The sequence below is a fragment of the Paenibacillus sp. FSL R7-277 genome (genome assembly GCF_000517965.1).
Lineage (GTDB): Bacteria > Bacillota > Bacilli > Paenibacillales > Paenibacillaceae > Paenibacillus_AQ > Paenibacillus_AQ silagei.
On record NZ_ASPX01000119.1, the window covers coordinates 1 to 22,350 of the forward strand.

Below are 22,350 nucleotides of genomic sequence, written 5' to 3' on the forward strand. Positions count from 1 at the left end.
CTTCACGGTCGGCGTTGGTGTCGGCTTCACGGTCGGCGTTGGTGTCGGCTTCACGGTCGGCGTTGGTGTCGGCTTCACCGTTGGCGTTGGTGTCGGCTTCACGGTCGGCGTTGGTGTCGGTTTTACAGTCGGTGTTGGCTTTGGAGTTGGAGTGCACACAGGTGTAGGTGACGGTTTTATGGTCGGTGTTGGCTTCACTGTAGGTGTAGGCGTTACCGTCGGTGTTGGCTTCACTGTAGGTGTTGGCGTTACCGTCGGTGTTGGCTTCACTGTAGGTGTTGGCGTTACCGTTGGTGTTGGTTTCACAGTCGGTGTTGGCGTTACCGTTGGTGTTGGTTTCACTGTCGGCGTTGGTGTCGGTGATGGACTAGGTGTCGGCGTTGCGGTCGGCGTCGGACTCGGCGGCGGCCCCTCTCCCTCGTACAATCCCAGGTGCATCTCTACCCCGCCGCTAAAAGATTTTGCAATCAGGGTTCCGTACAGCTCTGCTCCGGCATAATGAACATCCGCTCTAGGTGCGAGGATCGTCCCGAAGAATGAGGTATAAGCGATATTCACCTCAGAAGCTTCGTAAAAGTTGAACAATACCTGACTGGCTCTGCCGTTATTCATTGAAAAGCTCGGCACATTGACTGTAGACCCGCTTATATTAATAATCAGCGTAGCGTTCTGTGCAATGTTGAATTCGATATAGTTGGTCTTCGCCAGTGTCGAGGCATCCAAATGAACTACATTGAAACGATCCGGTGCACTTATCTTGAGCTGTCCATAATGATTATCGCCAATCTCATTCGTGTCGGCCAAGGCCCCATACTCTGTGGATCGGGAGATCAGAGCTTGCTGCTCGGCTGCAAAATCAATCGGGCTGGCATTTTTCTTCCCGCCTTTGATGTTGACACCAGGCTCATTGGCTGTAAAGCTATCCCCAAATACCACATTTCCATAGATCTCTCCACTGCCTAAATGTACAAAATTCTTACCGGCCACAAGTACATCCGTCGGCGAAGCATCCCTGTATGCCCTGGCTACTCCGTATCCTCCGGAGAGGGTAATGTTCCCCGCCGCTGCCAGGCGGCCTTCAATCTGGTCATTGGCTTGTTTAAAATCCCCGAGGATAAAAGCATTAAAATTCCCTGCAACCCCCAAAACCGGTGTTGGCGTATACGGCACCCCTGAAGCTGCTCTAACATCCGTCCCCCACGTAAAGGCACTGGATAGGGTCAATAGGCCTGCCATAAGGATGGCAGCTGTTTTACGTACTCTTTTCTTCAATAGTCCACACCTCCTAGTTACTATTCTATGAATCTGTCACGCGACTATAACAACAAAAAAACCGCCACGAAGGGTTAGCTTCACGGCGGCCGGACGACCCTAGCCTCAACTTTAGAGACAGTAGATTCCTGACTTTGCGTCCCGTTCTTTCGATACGGTTTGCGTTTGTACATGATTTCGGTATGCAATTAAGATTTGTTTATGTAAGATCATTGTTGAGTCTATGACATTTGTTACTTTTGTACTAATTTCAGTTTATCCGCTCCCCCACCCTGTTGTCAATCCATTCCCAGTATATTTTTTGAAATTATTTTTGCGAAGATTCCTCATTTAACCCTTTTATCATAAGGCTTCAGGGGCGAATCTTTTTTTATATGCTGACGAAAAAAGTCGAGAAATCAGAGGATTGGCTGTAGCCGTTTATCTCTCTTACCTATAATAATATCAATTTATATTATTTAAATTTGATGCATTTGTCCTATTTTATCGCCTTCAGACCCCTCCTACTCATTGTCTGCTCCTGTTCAATGCAATTTTACCTATTTACAGGCACCTCAGCTCGAAAAAAAAGTGCCGCCCATAGGGACGACACCTGCTAATAGACTTCATATATTTTGAATAAAATGTCGCCTAGGCAGACCCGAACAGCTGAACCCAGCCAATCATCGATACCCAGAGCGGAACACTTAGAATGATCCCGAATACCAAACCACGGCGGAGGCTTCCTTCACGACTCATTGCCATTCTCCTTTGAGCTGATTTATTTTTCAATCTTTAATATTTCAATTTTAATATAAAATAATTCATCTTATTTTTTGTGAAATATATCACATTATTTGAGTTAATTTATAAAACCCATTGATTATTTTTTGAAGGATGAGTTACAATGCGAATATACGTTCTCTTCGAGGGGTTGAGAAGGATGCAAAGAGCAGAGAGCCAGGACAACCTGCTGGTCAAATCTTATATTTTGCTGCCGCTTATTCTATCCGCCTTCGAGCGCGATGCTTCTGCTATAGCCTCTGAGCTGCGCACGCCTGCACCTTATCTGGAGGTAATCCAGTCGGCCGCTCATGCCGCTTCTGCCGATCTGCGGGAGGTCCGTGCCGGAATGCGCGCACGTGGTCTGAAGGTCTATGAGCAGCAGCGGCTGGAGACGGGTGTTGAAGCCAAATTTGTCTGCAGGGGCTATCACGAACGGATGCTGCTGCTGGATGATGTGATTGCCGCCCAGGCCACTCTGCATATGCGCAGATATCTGGGTATGGAGAAGATGGAGCAGCGCTAACAAAGAAGCCTGCCGCAAGCGGCAGACTTCTGCATTAAATGATCGCCCGGATGCGGCTACATTAACAACGTCCAATACCCCAATGTGCCGCATATCACCACCACAGCTACCGGGTACAGGATTCTCCGGCTTACCTGATCCCTGAACGCAAGAAACAAACAAAGCATACAAAGCCATGCAATTAGAAGGCTTCCCATCTATTATGCATACGCTCCTTCCCGGCATTTCTGCCCCTCTCCAGCGGTAGACCGCCTCAGAGCACAACTCTCCTTATATATAGGAAGATTTCCCGCCGAATATCCCAATTATACCAGCTGACAGCCAATCTGGAGCAATTTTTCTTCACATTGCCGTCAAGAAATTCACAATTCCTCTTCCAGCACAGGATATTCCCAGAAACCCAGACGTCCCTTAGCAGGTATGGGATGTACCAGCGGAACAACCTCCTCCAGCATCCAGGCATACCTTCCTTCGGCATAATTGCCGAATACATATTCATTGCCGCCCGGCCAGCCTTGCTGCGCAAGCTCCGGCGTCACCTCACAGCAATCCGCAATGCGGCTGACTGCAATGATCTTGCCGGTTGGCAGGTTGTCCGCAGTGTAACCGTAACGTGCCAGCAACGACTGATACGGCTCCGTCCGGCAGATCGCCTTATTCACCTGCATCCCGGCATGAATGGCTAACTCTCCCCGCTGGGCGGTCCGCCAGGTCCGGGTTTCGATTTGTTTTTCTCCCAGCGCAATTAACGTGGCCCACGGCTGGCGAATGGTTAGGCATTTCATAATGCAGCTTGCCTCCTCTGTTGAACACCTTTTTACTCAGAATGACTATGGCCTTCTATGGGAAACATTAATAGCTAAGAAGGGGGACTGACGAACTATGGGTAACGGATTAGATCAAGGGTACGGGGTATTAAAATGCAAATTATCCAATGAGAATACCATATATAAGCTAGGTGTCAAAAATAATCATGTCCAGGTACTGGTTGAGGTTGAAGGTGATATTAATAAAAAGTACAGGGTGGCTATCAATATCAGATCAAGCGCAAAAGCGGAACATTTACCGGAGGACACCGCAAATCAGGTGCTTTATTATGTGGGCGAAGATTTCAAAGCGGAAGAAACGGCCCGTTGGCTCACGCTTGAATCCGGCTTCACGAAGATCACCGGGCATAACCGGAGCCTTGCCCTTGATTATATCAGGGGAAACCTGGTGATTCCCAGTAAGATGGTAGCTCTGCCTAATACGAACCGGAATGAACCCGAAGACAGCGATCCCCGCAACAATCTTTATGATAAAATCACCTCTTATCTCAAGGAGGCACATCAACAGGATGCAACCCTGTACGTATTCGGCGAGCCTTGGGGACCCGAAGAGGATAAGCCTGATAAGTACTTCGGCTTCTCCCCTGGGCAGGGCGTTCATAATATTCATATGAACCAAGGCAATGCGGGCGGGTACGCCAGTGAAAATGGCACATGGCAAGACGGCGGCGTCCTTATTCATTTCGAGAATGAACACAGATGGGTGGCTATCTTCCTGGCCTTCCAGTCCCAATCCTGGTGCACTAACGACCAGGGAGATGCCACCAAGCCGGTTAGTGAATGTAATCATACCAATGCTTAAGGCCAATAAAAAACGCGGTCCCCAGAACCGGAAGGCCGCGTCAAGCTTAATTCATAAGAATGCTGGTGAAGGGAATTGAACCCCCGGCCTACGCATTACGAGTGCGTTGCTCTACCCCTGAGCTACACCAGCGAACAGGCTTTGCTGTCCTGCCAAACACAAAATATTATAACTCTTCCAGCGGAAAACGCAACCCCTTTTTCCGCTGGCTGCTGTGTCATCAGCCCTGCATCAGCCCTAGCCCGCGGAAATAATCCAGTGCGAGCTTAGCGCTTGCAAGAGAAGATACCTCATATGCCTCTTGCTCCACAATATAATAGAGAATTCCGCTCTGCTCCGCGATCTCGAAGACGCTCCGGAAATCGACCTCTCCCTTTCCGAGATCAGTCTCCTCATTGTCTGCTCCGAAGTCCTTAATGTGAACCAGCGGAACACGGCCGGCGTACCGCGACACATAATCAACGGGCCGGGCTCCCCCCCTGTATACCCATCCCAGATCAAACTCAGCCAGCATATGCTCGGCAGGAATCTGCTCCAGCCAGATATCGATGACCGCCTTGCCGTCAACCTCTTTGAATTCATAATCATGGTTGTGGTAGCCGTACTGCATCCCCGCCGCCCGGACCATTGCGGAAGCCTTCTCCAGGAATGGAATGATTCTCGTTACATCCTCTATGGAAGGGTTCGGCGGAAGCGGTGCCGACGGGGTGATCATATATTGCAGTCCGAGCTCTACACCGTATTCAATCTCTTTGGCTAATGCCTGCTCCATCTTATCCAGACTGCTGAAGTCCAGGCCTACATGCGCCGAAGGGGCCGCCAGGCCAAGTTCATCCAGCTTACGGCGCAGTTCCCCTGCAGATACACCGAAATAACCGGCGAATTCCACTGCCTGGTACCCCATCTCTGCCACCTTGGCCAGTGTGCCGAGGAAATCGCGTTCCGTCTGGTCACGCAGTGTATACATTTGAATTCCGATCTGCTGTGCTGCTTCTGTCATTAAGAATCCGCTCCTTATCGGTTGATTCTGATTAGATACTATTGTGGTTACTCTCCCTGTAGCTTGCGCTCCACAGATTCCAGCTTGCTGCGGCTGGTCGAGGTCTTGTCGCGCCGGTCATCGATCTTGAGTGAGGTTGAGACTCTCTGTGCCCCGGCGGTAAACGGCGACTCATGCAGCGCTTCTACCGCAGCCAGAATCCGCGCTACCGGTCCCTCAATAATTGTACCCATAGAAGTTAGCTCATAGGTAATGCCCTCCACCGTCTGCAGCACACGCTGCATCTCGGCCACATAGCTGCTGAGACTGGTGCTGCCTGTCCCGATCGGAATAACGGTCACTTCGCCAATTGCCATTGTGATCTCCCTCCTAATTATCTGGTATGCCTGAGTCTCTTATTTATCCTCTTATTGTAACGCTTCGCCAGGCTTGCTACAAATCACCTGCACCCTCTCTATTCTATTAATATCCGTCAAAATGATTACCAGGATTAGACGCACTCTATTTATGGATTCTTTGTGGCGTATTTTCGGAGATTTTATGAAAAATTCACGGCAGATTCATAGGAAAGTTGTGGATTACCTGTGGACTAACTGTGGATCAGCTGTGAGTAAAAGCGCCGAACCCGCTCCCCGTGCGGGATTGCAAAAAAACATTTACAAACACAATATATTGCGGTAGCTTTAATAGATAACAACAAAATATAGTAGAAACGGGTGTTTCACCCCTTGTAATAGAGGTGCGACTTAATAGGGAAGCGCGGTGCAAAACCGCTGCGGTCCCGCCACTGTAACCGGATGCTCCCAGGGTGCGATGCCCAGGGCCGCATTCTCCGGCTAAATGCCACTAAGGGGCGGAATAAGCCCCCCGGGAAGGCGCCGGAGGAGTTGCCGGAAGCCAGGAGACCTGCCTGTTTCGGTGGCACCGCTTAGACTCCTGCGAGGAACAGGGGAGGTGTCCGTATGCGGCCTGCCATAGCAGAGTTAGCCTTCCGTCAATCGGGCCAGAGGCTGCCGATACCTGAGGACGATCGTGGATTATCTTCAGGTATCGGCTCTGCGGAATGTACAAGAACGGGCGTAAGCTATTTGCCCAGTGTCTGCTCGTATATTCCACCCAGACCACAGGCAAACTTCCGCTTTCCGGATCTTTGCATCATGCATTCGGGCATTTCCGGCCTTCCCGGCCGGAGGTGCTTTTTTAACGCTTACAATACCCGAGAGGAGAGAGTTATATAATGACGCTGCTGGAGAAACGTTATAACGAAGGACAAGCTGCACAGGAGGATCTTTTGGAAGAGGTCATTCATCTGGGACGGGATATTATCGACAGCCGGGATCTGGATCTGCTGCGCGAGAACGCCAACCTGAACGGGGAGAGCTTCTCCGGCAAAATGAGCAAATTCGGCAGTGAATACTCCAAATGGTATGCCCGCAACTTCACCATGCCGCCGCAGCTGGTACAGGCTACCCTGGATAATGTCGTCTATGTGCATGACCTGGATCAATACGCCATCGGAACCACCAACTGCATCTTCATCCCGTTCGAACGGCTTCTCCGTGAAGGCTTCAACACCGGCAACGGCAGCGTACGGCCTCCCAACTCGATTATGACGGCGATGTCGCTGGTGGCGATTATTTTCCAGTCGCAGCAGAATGCGCAGTACGGCGGTGTGTCCGCCAACAAGCTGGATTATGATCTGGCTCCTTATGTGACCAAGTCCTTCTCCAAGCTCTTCCGCAAAGGTCTGGAGTATTTCGAGGAGAATGCAGAGGTTTCAGAACTTGGGGAGATTACGATGAGCCGCAGCGATCTGGCTGAGCAGTATCCGCGCGCCTTCCGTTTTGCCCTGAAGGAGACGCAGAGCGAGACCCTGCAGGCCGCAGAGAGTATGGTACATAACCTGAATACGATGTCCAGCCGCTCCGGCGGCCAGATTCCTTTTACCAGCATCAACTACGGGACCTGCACCTCCCCGGAGGGCCAGCTTGTGATCAGCTCACTGCTGACGGCTACGATGAACGGACTGGGCAGCGGGGAGACGCCGGTGTTCCCGATTCAGATCTTCAAATGCAAGCAAGGCATCAACCAGCAACCGGGTGACCCTAACTATGAGCTGTTCCTGAAGGCAGCGGAGTGCTCGGCGCGCAGATTGTATCCGAACTTCGCCAACCTGGACGCTCCGCTGAACATGCAATATTATGATCCGGCTGACCCGGATACCGAGTTCGCTACGATGGGCTGCCGGACCCGTGTGCTCGGCGACCGCTTCGGACGCAACCATTGCTCCGGCAAAGGCAACTTGTCCTTCAATACGCTCAACCTGGTGCGTCTTGGACTGGCCCACGGCACGATAACCGGCCGCCGCCTGGCTGCTGATGAAGAAGGGTTCTTCGACGACCTGAATCACTATATGGATATTGCGCTGGACGGTCTGCTGCACCGCTTCCGTATCCAGGCTTCCCAGAAGGCCAAAGCCTCCGATTTCATGATGCGTGAAGGCGTCTGGGAGGGCGGCGAGCAGCTTGCCCCTGATGACAGTGTAGGCGAACTGCTGAAGCACGGCAGCCTGTCGCTGGGCTTCATCGGGATGGCCGAATGCATGAAAGCCATGTACGGCAAGCATCACGGCGAAGATATGGAGATTCACGCCAAGGCTGTAGCCATTGTCCGCCACATGCGTGAATATTGCGACCGCAAGAGCGAGGAGCTTAACCTCAACATCACCTTGTTCGCAACACCGGCCGAAGGTCTCTCCGGTAAGTTCACCAAGATCGACCGCAAGGTGCTCGGTTCTATCCCTGGGGTAACCGACCGTGAATACTATACGAACTCGTTCCACATTCCGGTCTACCATGAACTTAGCGCAGCCAAGAAGATCAGCCTGGAAGCCCCGTTCCATGAATATTGCAACGCCGGAGCGATCTCCTATGTCGAGCTGAACGGCAATGCCCGGAGCAATCCTGCAGCCTTCGTCAAAATCATCAAATATGCGCTGGAGCAGGACATCAGCTACTTCAGCATCAACCATCCGATTGACCGCTGCTCCGGCTGCGGCTATGAAGGGGTCATCGGCACGAATTGCCCGACCTGCAATGCCCATGAGGATACCACCCATATCCGCCGTCTGCGCCGGGTTACCGGGTATCTGACCGGTGACTATCAGACCCGTTTCAATGCGGCCAAGCAAGCCGAAGTCCGGGACCGTGTTAAGCATCTATGAACATCTGCGGATATTATCCGGAGTCGATCAATGAAGGGGAAGGCCTGCGGGCCGTCCTCTTCGTCAGCGGCTGCCGCCACCGCTGCCCGGGCTGCTTCAACCCGAAGACCTGGAACTTTAACTACGGGGAGGCCTTTACCCCGGAGCGCCGGCGGGAGATTATAGAGGAGATTGCAGGCAATCCGCTGCTGGACGGCTTGACGCTGGCGGGCGGGGACCCTTTTTTCTCGGCTGAGGAGGCTGCAGACTTCATACACGAGCTGCGCGCCGAGCTGCCGGCCTTCCCGGTCTGGATCTATACCGGCTATACGTACGAGGAGCTTACGGCTTCCCCGGGCTCTGCGGAATGGAAGCTGCTGGCCTTGTGCCAGGTCGTGATCGACGGACGGTTCGTCGAAGAGCTCAAAGACCTTACCCTCTCCTACCGGGGAAGCAGCAACCAGCGGATCATTGATATTCCGGCGAGTCTGGCGGGAGATAGGGTTGTTCTGTGGGAGCCGGAGCTGAGCTTTCAAGGAGTATAACTCCTAAATAGACAAAGGCACTAAACTCCCGCATCCGGGTGGTTTAGTGCCTTTTGATTGTACCGGGGATGATCGGACCGGCAGCGTAACCTTATTCCGCGGCTCCTGTCTGTCCTGCCTTGCGCCCCACCTTATGCTCCGTCTCCTCCGCCAGCTCTTCCAGCACGCTGTTCAGGCGTAAACGCAGCTCTTCAGCCAGCTCAACTACGCCCTGGTCGTTACGAACCGCCTGGGAGTCTACGGCGTAGACGCCGCCAAGAATGTAGCGGGCGCCAAGCACGGACAGTACCGGCTTCAGTGCATAGTCGATCGCCAGCAGATGTGCAAGACTTCCGCCCATGAAGAGCGGCAGGACGATTTTGCCGGCCAGCCCTTTTTGCGGCACCAGATCCAGGAAGGTCTTCAGTACTCCCGTGTAAGAAGCCTTATATACCGGACTGACTACGATTACCGCATCAGCTTCCGCTACGAGCCCATTCGCCTTGACAATGGCCTCGCTCTCGAATTTGGTATGGATCAGATCCTCCGCAGGCAGCTCCGCCACATTGATCCGCTCCACTTCATACCCGCGCTCCCGCAGGGCATTCTCTGCATACTCAATCACGGCATTGATCCGTGAGACCAGCGAGGGTGTTCCGTTAATTACGACTATTTTGGCCATTTCCGCACCTCTTCCGTCCGCATAATAGGATAAACCGGGCTGCTTCGCCGGGCATCAATACTTTAAATTAGTAATAATCCTAGCAGAGTACAAGGAATATTGTCAAACCCCTCTTATGCTTGCAAACTGCTGCCGCTCTGGTTATAATAAACGGCAAACCTATATCCCGACCAGGCCAACGACCGGCATCCAACCGCGAGGCGTCTGCGACCGGAGCAGCTTCCTGTTCCCTAAGTTTACCGGGTTTCGCCCGTTACCGCGAAGACCAAAGAGGGCCTGATTCCGCGCTGCTTAGCTGCTATACGCGAATGAGGTCAACCTGGGTGGCACCGCGAGCTGACGCTCCTCGTCCCATGGATGAGGGCGTTTTTTGCGTTTTTTTACCCACACTTAAGGAGCGGATGCAGATGTTGGATATGAATTGGATCAGGGAGAATGAGGACCTTGTACGGAAGACGGCCGAATGGAAAAGATTGAAGTTCCCCCTGGAGGAACTTCTGGAGTGGGATGACCGGCGGCGGGAGGTACGCCGGGCCACCGAGCAGCGGCGCGCGGAGCGCAACGCGCTGACGAAGGAGGTCGAGCGCCTGCTGCGCGGGGGCGACCCTGAAGGCGCCGAGCACGCAAAGGCGCAGGTGCGGGGCACCCTCAGCGAGCTGGCGCTGCTGGAGGCGGAGCTGGCAGAAGCGGAGCAGCGCTGCGGCGAGCTGCTGCTGGAAGCGCCGAATCCCGTGTCGGCGGATACGCCGATCGGGCCGGATGACAGCGCGAATGTGGAGCTGCGGCGGCATGGCGCGCCGCCGGTATTCGGCTTCCGCGCGCGGGACCATGTCGAGCTCGGAGAGCTGCACGACATCATCGACCTTCCGCGCGGTGTCAAAGCCGGAGGGCCCCGCAGCTATGTGCTGAAGGGGGCCGGGCTGCTGCTGCACCTCGCCGTGCAGCGGCTGGCGCTCGATGTGCTGATGCAGCGCGGCTTCACCGCGATGGATGTGCCCGTGATCGTCCGGCCGGAAGCGCTGGAGCGGACCGGGTTCTTCCCCGGCGGCCGGGACCAGACCTACGAGCTGACAGGCGAGAAGCGCTGGCTGGCCGGGACCTCGGAGGTGTCGCTGGTCTCGCTGTACAGCGATGAGATTCTGGAGCTGGATCAGCCGCTGCGGCTGGCCGGGATGTCGGCCTGCTTCCGCCGCGAGGTCGGCTCGGCCGGCCGCGATGTGCGCGGGCTGTACCGGGTCCACCAGTTCTCGAAGATCGAGCAGGTGGTCATGTGCAAGAACGATCCGGCAGAATCAGAGCAGATGCTCCAGGAGATTCTCGGCAATGCCGAGCATATTCTTCAGCTGCTGGAGCTGCCTTACCGGGTAGTCGCCGTCTGTAGCGGAGACATGGCGATGAAGACCCATAAGCAGTATGACATCGAGACCTGGATGCCGGGCAGAGAAGCTTACGGGGAGACCCACTCGGCTTCCAATCTGCTCGACTTCCAGGCCCGCCGCTCGGGCATCCGCTACCGTGATGAAGACGGGCGGCTGCAATACTGCCATACCTTGAACAACACAGCGGTGGCCACGCCGCGCATTCTGATTCCGCTGCTGGAGAACCACCAGCAGGAGGACGGATCGATCTATATCCCGCAGGCGCTGCGGCCGTATATGGGCGGGGCGGAGCGGATTGAAACGGGAGTGAATCACGGCTGATATCCGGCTCTACAACGTCGACTATAATTGATTTTCTATTAATAATCGATAATAGCCATTCCCCAATATTGGGGAATGGCTATTTATATAGATTTTATACTAAACATTACTACTATTTTTATGCATTTCTAATAAACTTCTCTATTATTCTTTTGAATTGGTCTCAATTTAATATATATTTATATGAAGCGACCCTTTATTTAACAATTAAATGGTAGAATAATGGGGAATGCCAATCATAGTTTTGAGAGGAGTGGGTTTAGGATCATGGTTATTTCTCACAGGATGCGAAGATGGCTGTCTACAGGGTTATCCGTGCTAATGCTGCTCGGACTGTTAACGCCTGCTGGACAAAGTGCACAGGCAACAGCGGATAACAGTAATATTGTAATCTCACAAGTCTACGGTGGCGGCGGCAACGGCGGCGCTAAATACAAAAATGACTTCATTGAATTATACAATCCTACGGATACAGCAGTGAGTCTTGAGGGATGGAAGGTGCGTTATGCCAGTGCCAATGGTGACCTAATTAACACATCCGACATCTCAGTATTAACAGGAACCATTGCCGCGAAGGGATACTTTCTGATCCAGCAATCGGCTGGTACCGGAGGTACGGTTGAATTGCCAGCCCCTGATTATACAGGAACATTAAAGCTTGGAGCTACCAATGGCAAAATTGACCTTGTAGATGCCTCCAATGCAGGTGTTGATATGGTTGGCTTCGGAACTGCCACTACTTATGAAGGCAGCGGAGCTACAGCCGCACTAAGCAGTACCCTTGCCGCAGTGCGCAAGACCGCAGACATTTCACCTGCAGATAACCGTGCCTTCGATACCGATAATAACTCTAAGGACTTCACCGTCCAGCCCCCTGATCCCCGCAATAGCCATTATGGTCTCAGTCAGACTGTAGCGCCGGTTATTGCCACTCCGTCTGCCAATGCCTGGCCCGCAGGCACTGAAATCTCCCTTAATACTTCAACCGTTGGCGCATCCGTGTACGCCGCAGTCTACATAGACGGCGCCGAAGCGGCATTCAAGCCATACAGCACCCCTATCCTACTAAATGCACCCACGACAATCAAAACCTATGCTGTATCCGATGCAGTCTATAGCACAGAATCGAGCTATGATTACACTCTCCTTAAACAACAGGATATTGCCTCTGTCCGCCCGGCACCTAAGGGTCAGAACGTATGGACGGAAGGAACGGTTACACACATCGACGGCGCAAAAATGTACATTCAGGATGCCACTGCTGGCCTTGTGCTGTACGGGTACCCTGACTTCGCCAAAGCAGGAGATATTGTTAATATTCAAGGTGTTATGGATATCTACAGTAACCTCCAGGAACTTAAACCGTCCGCCGGGCTTAACTACAGTGTAGTGACTCCGGATGCCGGTGTTCCTGCTCCCCAGTTAATTACCGCCGCAGAACTGACAACAGCAAATGGTGAAGCTTATGAGGCTAAACTTGTCACACTTGAGAATGTAACAATCAAAAGTAAAGACGGTAAGAATGTCACCGCCATTCAAGCTGAGCAGCCGTTCAGAATTTACTCTGACCTGCCTCAACTGACCGCAGAAAAGCATTTTGATAGAATCACCGGTGTTATTGAACAGTTTAATGATGTCTATCAATTCATTCCGCTGAATGCCGAGAGTCTGGTAGAAGAGCTATTCTCTGTGACCGCCAGCCCCGGCGCCGGACGAATCATTAGCGGAGGCTCTGTAACACTATCCAGTCCTACAGAAGGAGCAGCTATCTATTATACGCTCGACGGCTCAGAACCTACCGTGACCAGTACGTTGTATACCGTTCCGGTTACGATTACTAAGGATACTGTAATTAAAGCTATCGCTTCCATTCCGGGCCAGACCAGCAAAGTATTCACGTTCAGTTATACCGCTTCAGCGCCTCCGCGCATCCATGATATTCAAGGGGAATCCCATTCCTCTGAATATGCCGGCCAGACCGTTACTGATGTCGAGGGGATTGTTACCCAATATGGATATACATTTGCGAACGGCAATTATAAAGGATTTTTCATCCAGGACCCTAAGCCGGATAGCAATGACAATACCTCTGAAGGCATATTCGTATACAGCACGAATGCCAGCCTGAAGCCCGATATTGGAGATCATGTGACTGTATCGGGTATGGTGTCGGAGTACAATGAGGGCAGCAGCAAGAATCTGACTTCCACCCAAATTACACTCAGTACAATCAAGACAGTTGCCAAAAACGTAAAACTTCCAGAGCCTGTAGTTCTGGGCAAAGGCGGGCGGATCATCCCGTCCTCAGTCATCGACGATGATAAACTAACCGAATTCCAGCCCGATGAGGATGCTATGGACTTTTATGAATCGCTTGAGGGGATGCTCGTTACACTTCCGACTCCTACGATTCTCAGTCCGTATTGGACAAGCGGCGGCGGTACCTCCACCGTATATAACATTCCTACGAGAGTGGACAATATGATGGACGATGTTATTACACCGGCAGGCGGACTTGTTCTAAAAGGCGCCAAAAACCTTAATCCGCAACGGCTGCTGATCGCCTATGGCAATCCCGGCCAAGAGGTTGGTACCGGTGATACATTCAACGGTGATGTGACCGGAGTAATCGGCTACAACAATGGAAATTTCAAGGTTATTCCGGCGAATGGAAGTCTGCCCGGCATTACGCAAGGAAGCTTCACACAGGAGACCTCTACGATTGCTGTAGCTGAGGACAAGCTGCTGGTGGCTTCGTATAATATCGAGAACTATTACCCTGGCGTAGGAGCCGCGAAGATTCAGAAGCTGGCTCAGTCCATCGCTGTAAATCTCCAGAAGCCGGATATTATCAGCGTCGTTGAAATGCAGGACAGCAACGGCGAGACTGACAACGGTATCGTGGAAGCCAATGCCGCCGAGCTGATCGAAGCGATTCAGACCGCCGGAGGCCCGGCGTACCAGTATATTGATATTGCTCCATCGGATAAAGCAGACGGCGGTGCTCCCGGCGGTAACATCCGGGTTGGATTCCTCTACAATCCGGTAAGAGTCAAGCTGTCTGACAGCATCAGCGGACAGAAGGGTTCCGCTCTGCAAGCGGTCAGCTACAATGCGGCTGCGGACAAGCTCACCTACAATCCGGGAAGAATTGACCCGGCGAACGATGCCTTTAAAGAATCCCGCAAGCCGCTTGCGGCACAATTCGAGTTCAAAGGCAAGAAGGTCATTGTAATTGCCAATCACTTCAATTCCAAGTCGGGGGACAACGGCCCGTTTGAGAACGTTCAGCCACCGGTTTTGTCAAGTGAGACACAGCGTCACAAGATTGCCGCCGTCGTGAACGGCTTCGTCAAGGATGTGCTCGCAGCCAACCCGTCGGCGAATATTATTGCCATGGGCGACTTGAATGATTTCCAATTCACCAAGACCGCAGATATTCTCAAAGGTAATGAGCTGGACAATCTGATTGACAAGCTGCCGCTTAATGAACAGTACACTTATACGTATGACGGAAACTCACAGGTACTGGATCATATTTTGGCGAGTAAAAATATTGCGAAATCCGCAGAAATGGACGTTGTCCATCTTAATGCAGACTTCCCGGCATCGCGTGGACGGGCATCCGACCATGATCCGGTAGTCGCTCAGTTCGACCTATCCAACTTCGCTCTGCGTGTGCTGCACACGAATGACACGCATGGACATCTGGAGACGATTGCCAAGCGTGCTACGGCGATCAAGCAGGAACGCAATCCCTATACTCTACTGTTAGATGCAGGAGATGTGTTCTCAGGGACACTCTATTCCACTACGTTTAAAGGCATGGCGGATGTTGATTTCATGAACGACCTCGGCTATGACGCGATGACCTTCGGCAACCATGAATTTGATCAGAATAAGGAGCATCCTGAATACCTGAGAAATTTCGTGGAAGCGGCGAAATTCCCGTTCGCGAGCGCAAACATTGACTTTACCTCTAAGAACAGTGAGCTTGCAGACCGGTACCACAACGATATCGTTACCATCGGCGAAGGTGACACCGCGTATAACGGGAACATCTATCCGGCTGTAATCAAAGACGTCTACGGGGAGAAGGTCGGTGTCTTCGGCCTGACCACTGAGGATACGGTCGGATTATCTTCTCCGGGGGATAAGATTAGCTTCAAGGACCATATAGAGAGCGCGAGGAACACTGTAGCGATGCTCGAAGCTAAAGGGGTTAATAAGATTATCGCGGTAACCCATCTGGGGTATACCGTAGACAAGAATCTCGCTGCCGCCGTCGACGGCATTGACATCATTGTCGGCGGGCATTCTCATACCAAGATCGACAACCCTCCTGAGCCGGTTACCAACGTTGGTACAGGTAAGCCTGTGCTGGTGGTCCAGACAGGAGAATACGGCCAAAATCTGGGTGAGCTGAATGTTGTCTTTGACAAAAACGGTGAAATTGTATCGTACAACGGAAAGCTGCTGGATGTAGCCAAATACGCTGAAGATCCGGCGGCCAAAGCCAAGCTCGCTTCTGAATACGATTCTAAGCTCTCCGCCGTTCGGGCTGAGAAGGTAGGATATTCAGACGTTGATCTCTACACAAACCGCGACATCGACGGGAAATCCGTCCGCGTGGTGCGTAAGGAAGAGACGCCGATAGGTAATATGATTGCGGACAGTATTGCGGAGAAGGTTACCGAGCTGATGCCTAACTTCGTGTCCAAGGAGGAGCTTGGTACGATCAAAGGCGTCGTGGCCATCCAGAATGGCGGAGGGATCCGTGCAGCGATTGATAAGGGTGAGATTACGATGGGCGAAGTGTTAACCACACTCCCATTCAATAACAGCCTGGTTGCCCTGAAGGTTACCGGCGCGGAGATTATCTCCTCCCTGGAGAACGCAGTCAGCGGCCTGGAGCTAGACCAGGGACGTTTCGCCCATGTCTCGGGGATGAAATACACGTATGATTCGACTAAAAAACCAGAGATTGTGAGTTCATTGACCGGTCAGGTGACCCAGACCGGGGAACGCATCATCTCCGTTGAGATCAAGCAGGCGGACGGATCTTACCAGCCGATTGATCCGGCAGGCTATTATATTCTGTCCACGAACTCCTTCATGGCTGGCGGCGGGGACTTCTACCGCGCACTGGCTTCAGCCAAGGCGGATGGACGTTATTATGAACTGGGTCTTCCCGACTTCGAAGTCCTGCTGGCCTATCTGAAGAAGCATAATCCGGTAACTTCAAGCGTTGAAGGACGGATCACCGATCTGAAGGGTGCCGTTCCAAACCCAAGTCCGACTGTAACGCCTACTCCGGCTCCAACCACGGCACCGGAAGGCGGAAGCCCAGGGGGCACCGGAGGAGTGACTCCTACGGCAACGCCATCAGTAACCTCTACTCCAAGCGCGGCAGCACCGCAGGTTACCACGCTTACAGCAGCAGAGCTTACAGCGAAGCTGGCCGCACTGCCAGCCGGTTCTAGTGAGCTGATCATTCCGCTTACAGCGTCGGCAGGAGGCGCACAGGTTGTCCTGCCAGGCAGTGTGCTGGTTCAGCAGGCGGCTGCCCGCCCTGATACCGTGCTTACCTTCACCTCATCAGGCGGAGCCTCCTACTCCCTGCCGCTGAGCGTTGTGAACGGATCAGCACTGGCTGCAAGATTTGGCACCGGGGAGTTCACGGTCACTGTCTCGCTGCTTCAGGCCGGACCTGCTGCACTTGACGGTCTGAACAAGGCCATTGCCGCACAGGGCAATGTGGTCACACTAGCCGGCCCCGTCATTGAATTCAGTGTCACTGCCCAGGCAGGCACCACCAATGTACCGCTGAACAGCTTCGGCAGCACTTATGTGAAGCGGACAATCACGGCCACAGGTGCACTTGATGCCAAGGGTGCGACCGGTGTCGCCTTTGACCCGGCCACGGGCAAGCTTTCCTTCGTGCCTTCTGTCTTCGCAAGCCCGGCAGACGGACATACAGAGGTAACGATCAAGCGCAACAGCAACAGCTACTACACTGTCGTTAAATCGTCCAAGACCTTCGGTGACACTGCCGGCCATTGGGCACAGGGCTCCATTGAGCTGCTGGCCTCCAAGCTGGTGATTAACGGCACCAGCAATACCGCCTTCTCACCTGCGCAGTCTATTACACGGGCAGAGTTCGCAGCCTTGATCACCCGCTCGCTGGGGCTTGCACCGGCAGCAACAGGAACATCCTTCAGTGATGTCCGTGCTGGCGCATGGTACACGGATGCTGTACAGACAGCAGCAGCCGCAGGTCTGATTACCGGTTATACCGATGGCAGCTTCAAGCCGGGCAGTCCGATTACCCGGCAGGAGATGGCAGCCGTCCTGTCCAAAGCTATGAAATACACCGGCAAGACCCTGACGGCCGATTCGGCTGTACTGGCTAAATTCCGCGATGCCTCAAGCATCCCGGCCTGGTCCAGAGCAGCGGTAGCAGAGATCGCCGCCGCAGGCATCATCCAGGGTACCCCTGATGGTGCGTTCGCTCCGGCGAAGCTGGCTACCCGTGCGGAAGCGGCTACGATGCTGGAGAAGACCTTGAAGTCGCTGCAATTCATTAACTAACGCACGCACGCTACAGCGTTATACGAGGTTTAAATCAGTAAAGGCGGTTCCCAAGGCGCATGATGCGCTGCGGGAACCGCCTTTTTTTGAATAATAAGATTTGCCAAACCAGAAAAGTTCGTTTATGATAAAACAAATATAAGTTCTATGTTTATAGAACTTTTTTTTAATTCCAAGCTCAGTTATCCTTCACTATCTATTATCTCTGTTATATCTAACCCCACTACACCAGAAAGCAGGAATTCCTTATGGATTATAAAGTAACTGTGGACTTCGCGCCTGTCTATGAATGCATTACCAGCCTGAACGCTTTTATCGGCAAGCAAAATCATACGGCTATGGATGCCGGGACCTCCTGGGTCCGCCAGGTCCAGACGCAGTTTGCCCCTGTCATGCTCCAGCGCATGAAGGAAGTGCTGAAGCTCACCGATAATTTCAGTCTCTCCCCCTACATCTGGAGCTGTCCCGGAGAGCGTACGCCGGAGGCATTCCTGCATTGGTTCGAAGAATTGTCTCCGGGGGAGCTCTACGACATTGCCGGGCGGTTCGGGCAGAGTGTGCCTGCGAATCTTGCCGGGCTGCGGGATGCTGCGGCTGAAGTGATCCGGGTGTGGAATGACAGCTATTTCAGCAGCATTGATCCGGCCATTATGGAAGGGCTGCGGCAGGAGGCCGAAGCACGGGCAGCGATGCTGGACGGCACGAATGATATGGCCATCTACGAGGCAGCTACCGAAGGAATGCGGCTCTATCCGTCTAAGACGCTGAAGCAGGTTATTATCACTCCGCAATATCATGCCCGACCGCTGGTCATCTCCTCTCAATATGATGAGTTTGTGTTCACCAGCTACTCTTGTGATGCGCTTCCCCCCGAAGAAGGACGGCCCACTGCCGCGCTACTGCGGCTTACCCGGGCGTTATCGGATGAGACCCGGCTGTTCATTCTCCGGCAGCTTACCGGCAGCCAGATGAATTTCACAGAGATTGTGAAGGCGGTCCAGCTGTCCAAAAGCACGATTCACTACCACCTGATCGCGCTGCGCGCAGCAGGTCTGGTCATCGTTCACACCAGCGGCAAAAGTGTCTCCTACAGCCTGCGGCTGGAGGCTCTGGACGATCTGCCTGGGCAAATTGAGGATTACCTGAAGGGGTGAGAAAGTTGCAGAAACGGAGCTATTACGGATTGTTATCCACGGTTTCACTCAGCGCCTTCGGCGACGCCTTTGGGCTGCTGGCCATGGAGTGGCTGGTCTATGACCTGACTGGCTCCAAGGTAGCGATGGGGGCGCTTGCGCTCAGCTCCATGATTCCCGAGCAAGTGCTGCGCCTGCTCGGCTCGCCGCTATCCGACCGGCTGCCCCGCGTGCGGTTCATGGCCTGCCTTGCCGTGCTGCGGCTGCTGGCGCTCCTGCTTCCGCTCGGCATGGGCCTCGCCGGCCATCTCCAGCTCTGGCAGCTGTTCGCGGCCGCCAGCCTGAGCGGCGCCTGCTCCGCGCTGTTCCTGCCGACGGCCATGGCCGTCATCCCGGAAATCGCCGGAACCGGCAAGCTGATGCGCGCCTTCGCCATCATTGACGGCTGCAAGGGCGCTGCCGTGCTGCTCGGTCCAGCGCTTGCCGGTATCCTGACCGCGGCCAGCGGCGCCTTGCCAGCGCTCGGGGTCAACGCCGTCTGCTATATGGCTGCGATTGCCATGCTGCTGTGGCTGCCCCGGATGGGCAAGCCCGCCGGGCCGCCTGCTGCTGCCGTTTCCGTATCCGGCTATCTGCGGGAGGTAGCCGAAGGCTTCTCGTTCTATCGGCGGTTCCCGGCCATGCTGACGATCATGATGATGGCTGCCGTCAGCAATCTTAGCTCCACAGCCATATGGACGATGATGGTCCCTTATGTCCGCGAGGTGCTGCACCGCAATGCGGCGGCTGTAGGTACGCTGTCTACAGCTTCTGCGCTTGGGTACCTCGCCGGACTCGGGGTCATCTCCATCATGGGCGAGATTAAGCAGCGGCGCGCTGTCATGCTGGGCAGCCTGGGCTTGTCAGGTATCGTCACCATGCTGTGGGGCTTCATCCCCAGCTATGCCTTCGCCTTGTTCGCCGTATTCGCCGCCGGGCTGATGGGGCCGTTCTTCAGTTCCCTAAGCTCCTCCCTGCACGGGCGGCTCGTACCCGGTCAGCTTCAGGGCCGGGTGAATTCGGTCCGCTTCCTGATTGGCGGGAGCCTGTCGCCGATTGGCGCCTTGGCAGCCGGTACGGTCGCTGAGCTGTACGGGGTTCCTGTGCTTTTGATTGCCGCAGGCCTTCTTCCGGTGCTGTACGCCGGAGTGGCCCTGCGCCTGCCCGGCCTGAAAGCGCTGGACGGCGACCTGTCTGTGCTGGAGCAGCGGGACCGCCAGCGCCAGGAGGCTGCGCTGACGGGCAATGCATCTATGTAGATGGACCTTAAGGAGCTGACAGTGTTGCATTCCGTGCAGGATCTCTGCGTAGATCGCCCCTATCAAGCTCCAGTGTTGCACTTTATGCAAGATTTTTCTTAATTTGTTACTGATTATGGCACATTGTTGCAGCTTTTGCAGGATTTCGGGCGATTCGGGGCTAACGGGAGCTGGATTGTTGCATTTCGTGCAGGATCTCCGCACAGGCCGTTCTTATCGAGCCCCATTGTTGCATTTCATGCAGGATTCCTACACACTGCCCCCTAGCGAGCCCCAGTGTTGCACAATGTGCAAAATTCCCGCGCACGCCTTACGCCGCCCCACGCCAAACAGGCGATGCCACATGCGCATCGCCTGTTTATCGTAACTCTACCTGCTGTGCTGCTATCCAGTAACTGCTACTCAGGACTCCAGCCCGCCCTCACTGGTCACATAATGACTGGTGTCCCCGTGCAGCACAATCTCCGGCACGCCGTCAGTAATATCAATTCTGCATAGGCAGGTAGGGTGAATGTAGGGCAGATCCCATAGCTTGTCCATGGCCCGGTCTTCAAAATAAGCCATCAACACCTTCACTACTACCGTATGGGTGGCAATAAGGATCGTGCCGCCTTCGTGCAGGTCTATGAGCTCACGCAGCTTGCCGAGCGCACGCTCCTGCACTGCTGCGAAGGTCTCGCCGCCCTGGATGCTGAACAGCGCCGGGTCCCCCCAGAATAGCTGGTGCTGCTCCGGGTACTGCTCCTCCAGCTCACCGGCCTCCCGGCCTTCCCAGACGCCAAGGTTAATCTCTTTGAACTCATCATAAGCGGTAAGCGGGATCTCCCGCCCGCCCCGGATAATCTCTGCCGTCCGCAGCGCCCGGGGGCTGGAGCTGGCATAGACCGCGTCCAGATGGACATCCTTCATAGCCTTGCCCAGCCACTCCGCCTGCTGGACGCCCAGCGGCGTAAGCGGCGAATCCTGATGACCCTGCATCCGCTTCTGCACATTCCATTCCGTCTGCCCGTGTCTTGTAATATACACCGTTGTAGTCATGAATTCCTATTCCCCTTTACCCAATTATGTATCGATGATTGGACCATTCCGGCCGCTATGACACCAGCATGTGCCAATCGTCTCATTCAGGGTCTACCTGCGGCGGCGCTCCAGCCACTTCACCCCATAATCGACAATCTCCCGCTGCGGGACCAGCTGCGCCGCAGATGCTGCAATGAAGCCCTTGGCAATCCGCCCGGTCTCCTTGTCAAAGTCCGCGCCAAGCTGAGCGAAATCATCCGAATTCCAGTTGTAATCACTGAACTCCACCCATTGCCGGACGCCATCCACCAGCATCGGAGCACCTGCGATAACCTCCTGCTTCCCTGCATAATCGGCCCGGTGCTCCGCGAGATGCAGCGAGGTATTGTTCCCATGGTCCACGCCAAGCAGCAGCACGCTTCCCCCCAGCTCATAGATCCGGGCCAGCGGCGACCGCTCTCCGAAGGCATATTCCAGGCCATGGCTGTCAATAATGACATCCCGGTGCTTCCCCCAGGCGGCAAAAGAATCAATCGGATGGCTGCTGCGCCGCACACCCCGCTGCTTGCGGAAGCAGTCCGGGATAATCCCCATACCGCGAATAGGCGTCAGGTCCGGGTCATACGCCGGCATATGCTCCCGGATCTCCGGCCACCAGGCCTCCGGCACCGGCGGTCTGCTCCAGCCTGACGGATCGGTCAGATCCGAGGATTGCGTCGGCATCACCAGCGTTCCTTCCTCGCCCAGCACCTGCTCCAGCGCGAGGATCACGGCAACGGGTCCGCCTGCCACCCACTGCCCGAGTGACTTCAAGGAGGAGTGCAGCAGCAGCGTCATGCCTTCTTGCACGCCCAGCTGCCGAAAATCGGCGGCAAGCCTATCTACCGTAATCAGTGTTCCTTGGATCTCTTCCATACAAATACCTCCAGACCTTCCATCTATCCTATCATAGACCAGAACCTCAAGTCTTGCCACCCGGCCCTTAACTCCCGCTCTTTATCATTCCTGCAG

General features: G+C 54.1%; 15 protein-coding genes, 1 tRNA gene and 2 riboswitches. Of the genes, 8 read left to right on the top strand and 8 right to left on the bottom strand.

Translation table 11 applies throughout. The features are described 5' to 3' along the window. On the bottom strand, positions 1-1,272 hold a 1,272-nt coding region (locus C173_RS34055), incomplete at its 3' end, for a choice-of-anchor A family protein (RefSeq protein ID WP_200869609.1). A gap of 81 nt (positions 1,273-1,353) precedes the next feature. After that, a riboswitch (cyclic di-GMP riboswitch) is annotated at positions 1,354-1,446 on the bottom strand. Positions 1,447-2,194: 748 nt separating this feature from the next. On the opposite strand from C173_RS34055, the gene C173_RS30865 reads away from it, so the two are divergent. Continuing rightward, positions 2,195-2,560 carry a hypothetical protein gene (locus tag C173_RS30865; RefSeq protein ID WP_051478700.1) on the top strand — a complete coding sequence of 122 codons (366 nt, stop codon included), beginning with the start codon at positions 2,195-2,197 and terminating at the stop codon, positions 2,558-2,560. 362 nt (positions 2,561-2,922) lie between these two features. Here C173_RS30865 and C173_RS30870 read toward each other — a convergent pair whose 3' ends face one another. Next, the gene (locus C173_RS30870) at positions 2,923-3,345 is read right to left on the bottom strand and encodes an ASCH domain-containing protein (RefSeq protein ID WP_036732659.1); all 423 of its coding nucleotides are present in this window, start codon (positions 3,343-3,345) and stop codon (positions 2,923-2,925) included. A gap of 97 nt (positions 3,346-3,442) precedes the next feature. Here C173_RS30870 and C173_RS30875 point away from each other — a divergent pair, with 97 nt between their 5' ends. Next, positions 3,443-4,189: a YukJ family protein gene (locus C173_RS30875; protein ID WP_036732662.1), complete on the top strand. Its 747-nt coding sequence runs from the start codon at positions 3,443-3,445 to the stop codon at positions 4,187-4,189. Positions 4,190-4,249: 60 nt separating this feature from the next. On the opposite strand, the gene C173_RS30880 is transcribed toward C173_RS30875, so the two are convergent. The 3 genes from C173_RS30880 to C173_RS30890 form a co-directional block, all read right to left on the bottom strand. Beyond that, positions 4,250-4,321: transfer RNA gene (locus C173_RS30880), tRNA-Thr, on the bottom strand. Positions 4,322-4,409: 88 nt separating this feature from the next. Then, positions 4,410-5,189 (bottom strand): sugar phosphate isomerase/epimerase family protein, encoded by a 780-nt coding sequence (locus C173_RS30885; protein ID WP_036732665.1) that lies wholly within the window; start codon positions 5,187-5,189, stop codon positions 4,410-4,412. Positions 5,190-5,236: 47 nt separating this feature from the next. Continuing rightward, positions 5,237-5,545 (bottom strand): MTH1187 family thiamine-binding protein, encoded by a 309-nt coding sequence (locus tag C173_RS30890; RefSeq protein WP_036732667.1) that lies wholly within the window; start codon positions 5,543-5,545, stop codon positions 5,237-5,239. Positions 5,546-5,886: 341 nt separating this feature from the next. Next, positions 5,887-6,117: riboswitch (cobalamin riboswitch) on the top strand. Between the two features lie 309 nt (positions 6,118-6,426). On the opposite strand from C173_RS30890, the gene C173_RS30895 reads away from it, so the two are divergent. Continuing rightward, positions 6,427-8,412, top strand: a complete 1,986-nt coding sequence (locus tag C173_RS30895) for an anaerobic ribonucleoside triphosphate reductase (protein WP_036732668.1) — start codon at positions 6,427-6,429, stop codon at positions 8,410-8,412. Beyond that, positions 8,409-8,936, top strand: a complete 528-nt coding sequence (nrdG, locus tag C173_RS30900) for an anaerobic ribonucleoside-triphosphate reductase activating protein (RefSeq protein WP_036732670.1) — start codon at positions 8,409-8,411, stop codon at positions 8,934-8,936. The genes C173_RS30895 and nrdG overlap by 4 nt, the downstream gene beginning before the upstream one ends. Positions 8,937-9,027: 91 nt before the next feature. On the opposite strand, the gene ssuE is transcribed toward nrdG, so the two are convergent. Further along, positions 9,028-9,597, bottom strand: coding sequence for an NADPH-dependent FMN reductase (gene ssuE / locus C173_RS30905; RefSeq protein WP_036732673.1), 570 nt, complete (start codon positions 9,595-9,597; stop codon positions 9,028-9,030). A gap of 407 nt (positions 9,598-10,004) precedes the next feature. Between ssuE and serS the strand changes: the two genes are divergently transcribed. The 4 genes from serS (at position 10,005) to C173_RS30925 (ending at position 20,319) form a co-directional block, all read left to right on the top strand. Continuing rightward, entirely contained in the window at positions 10,005-11,297 is a 1,293-nt protein-coding gene (gene serS, locus C173_RS30910; protein ID WP_036732676.1) for a serine--tRNA ligase, read from the top strand. Positions 11,298-11,582: 285 nt separating this feature from the next. Beyond that, positions 11,583-17,888, top strand: coding sequence for an S-layer homology domain-containing protein (locus C173_RS30915; protein WP_235192085.1), 6,306 nt, complete (start codon positions 11,583-11,585; stop codon positions 17,886-17,888). A 248-nt stretch (positions 17,889-18,136) separates the two neighbouring features. Further along, positions 18,137-19,042, top strand: a complete 906-nt coding sequence (locus tag C173_RS30920) for an ArsR/SmtB family transcription factor (RefSeq protein WP_036732679.1) — start codon at positions 18,137-18,139, stop codon at positions 19,040-19,042. Between the two features lie 5 nt (positions 19,043-19,047). Next, positions 19,048-20,319 carry an MFS transporter gene (locus C173_RS30925; protein ID WP_036732687.1) on the top strand — a complete coding sequence of 424 codons (1,272 nt, stop codon included), beginning with the start codon at positions 19,048-19,050 and terminating at the stop codon, positions 20,317-20,319. 402 nt (positions 20,320-20,721) lie between these two features. Here C173_RS30925 and C173_RS30930 read toward each other — a convergent pair whose 3' ends face one another. Both C173_RS30930 and C173_RS30935 read right to left on the bottom strand, forming a co-directional pair. Next, on the bottom strand, positions 20,722-21,357 hold the full coding sequence (locus tag C173_RS30930; protein ID WP_036732690.1) for a histidine phosphatase family protein: 636 nt from the start codon (positions 21,355-21,357) through the stop codon (positions 20,722-20,724). 93 nt (positions 21,358-21,450) lie between these two features. Next, positions 21,451-22,254, bottom strand: coding sequence for an aminoglycoside N(3)-acetyltransferase (locus C173_RS30935; RefSeq protein ID WP_036732692.1), 804 nt, complete (start codon positions 22,252-22,254; stop codon positions 21,451-21,453). Positions 22,255-22,350 lie beyond the last annotated feature (96 nt).

Excerpts from the sequence above, each read along its gene's own strand:
- C173_RS30865 (WP_051478700.1), top strand. The coding sequence starts at position 2,195 with ATGCAAAGAGCAGAGAGCCAGGACAACCTGCTGGTCAAATCTTATATT.
- C173_RS30870 (WP_036732659.1), bottom strand. The coding sequence starts at position 3,345 with ATGAAATGCCTAACCATTCGCCAGCCGTGGGCCACGTTAATTGCGCTG.
- C173_RS30875 (WP_036732662.1), top strand. The coding sequence starts at position 3,443 with ATGGGTAACGGATTAGATCAAGGGTACGGGGTATTAAAATGCAAATTA.
- C173_RS30885 (WP_036732665.1), bottom strand. The coding sequence starts at position 5,189 with ATGACAGAAGCAGCACAGCAGATCGGAATTCAAATGTATACACTGCGT.
- C173_RS30890 (WP_036732667.1), bottom strand. The coding sequence starts at position 5,545 with ATGGCAATTGGCGAAGTGACCGTTATTCCGATCGGGACAGGCAGCACC.
- C173_RS30895 (WP_036732668.1), top strand. The coding sequence starts at position 6,427 with ATGACGCTGCTGGAGAAACGTTATAACGAAGGACAAGCTGCACAGGAG.
- nrdG (WP_036732670.1), top strand. The coding sequence starts at position 8,409 with ATGAACATCTGCGGATATTATCCGGAGTCGATCAATGAAGGGGAAGGC.
- ssuE (WP_036732673.1), bottom strand. The coding sequence starts at position 9,597 with ATGGCCAAAATAGTCGTAATTAACGGAACACCCTCGCTGGTCTCACGG.
- serS (WP_036732676.1), top strand. The coding sequence starts at position 10,005 with ATGTTGGATATGAATTGGATCAGGGAGAATGAGGACCTTGTACGGAAG.
- C173_RS30915 (WP_235192085.1), top strand. The coding sequence starts at position 11,583 with ATGCGAAGATGGCTGTCTACAGGGTTATCCGTGCTAATGCTGCTCGGA.
- C173_RS30920 (WP_036732679.1), top strand. The coding sequence starts at position 18,137 with ATGGATTATAAAGTAACTGTGGACTTCGCGCCTGTCTATGAATGCATT.
- C173_RS30930 (WP_036732690.1), bottom strand. The coding sequence starts at position 21,357 with ATGACTACAACGGTGTATATTACAAGACACGGGCAGACGGAATGGAAT.
- C173_RS30935 (WP_036732692.1), bottom strand. The coding sequence starts at position 22,254 with ATGGAAGAGATCCAAGGAACACTGATTACGGTAGATAGGCTTGCCGCC.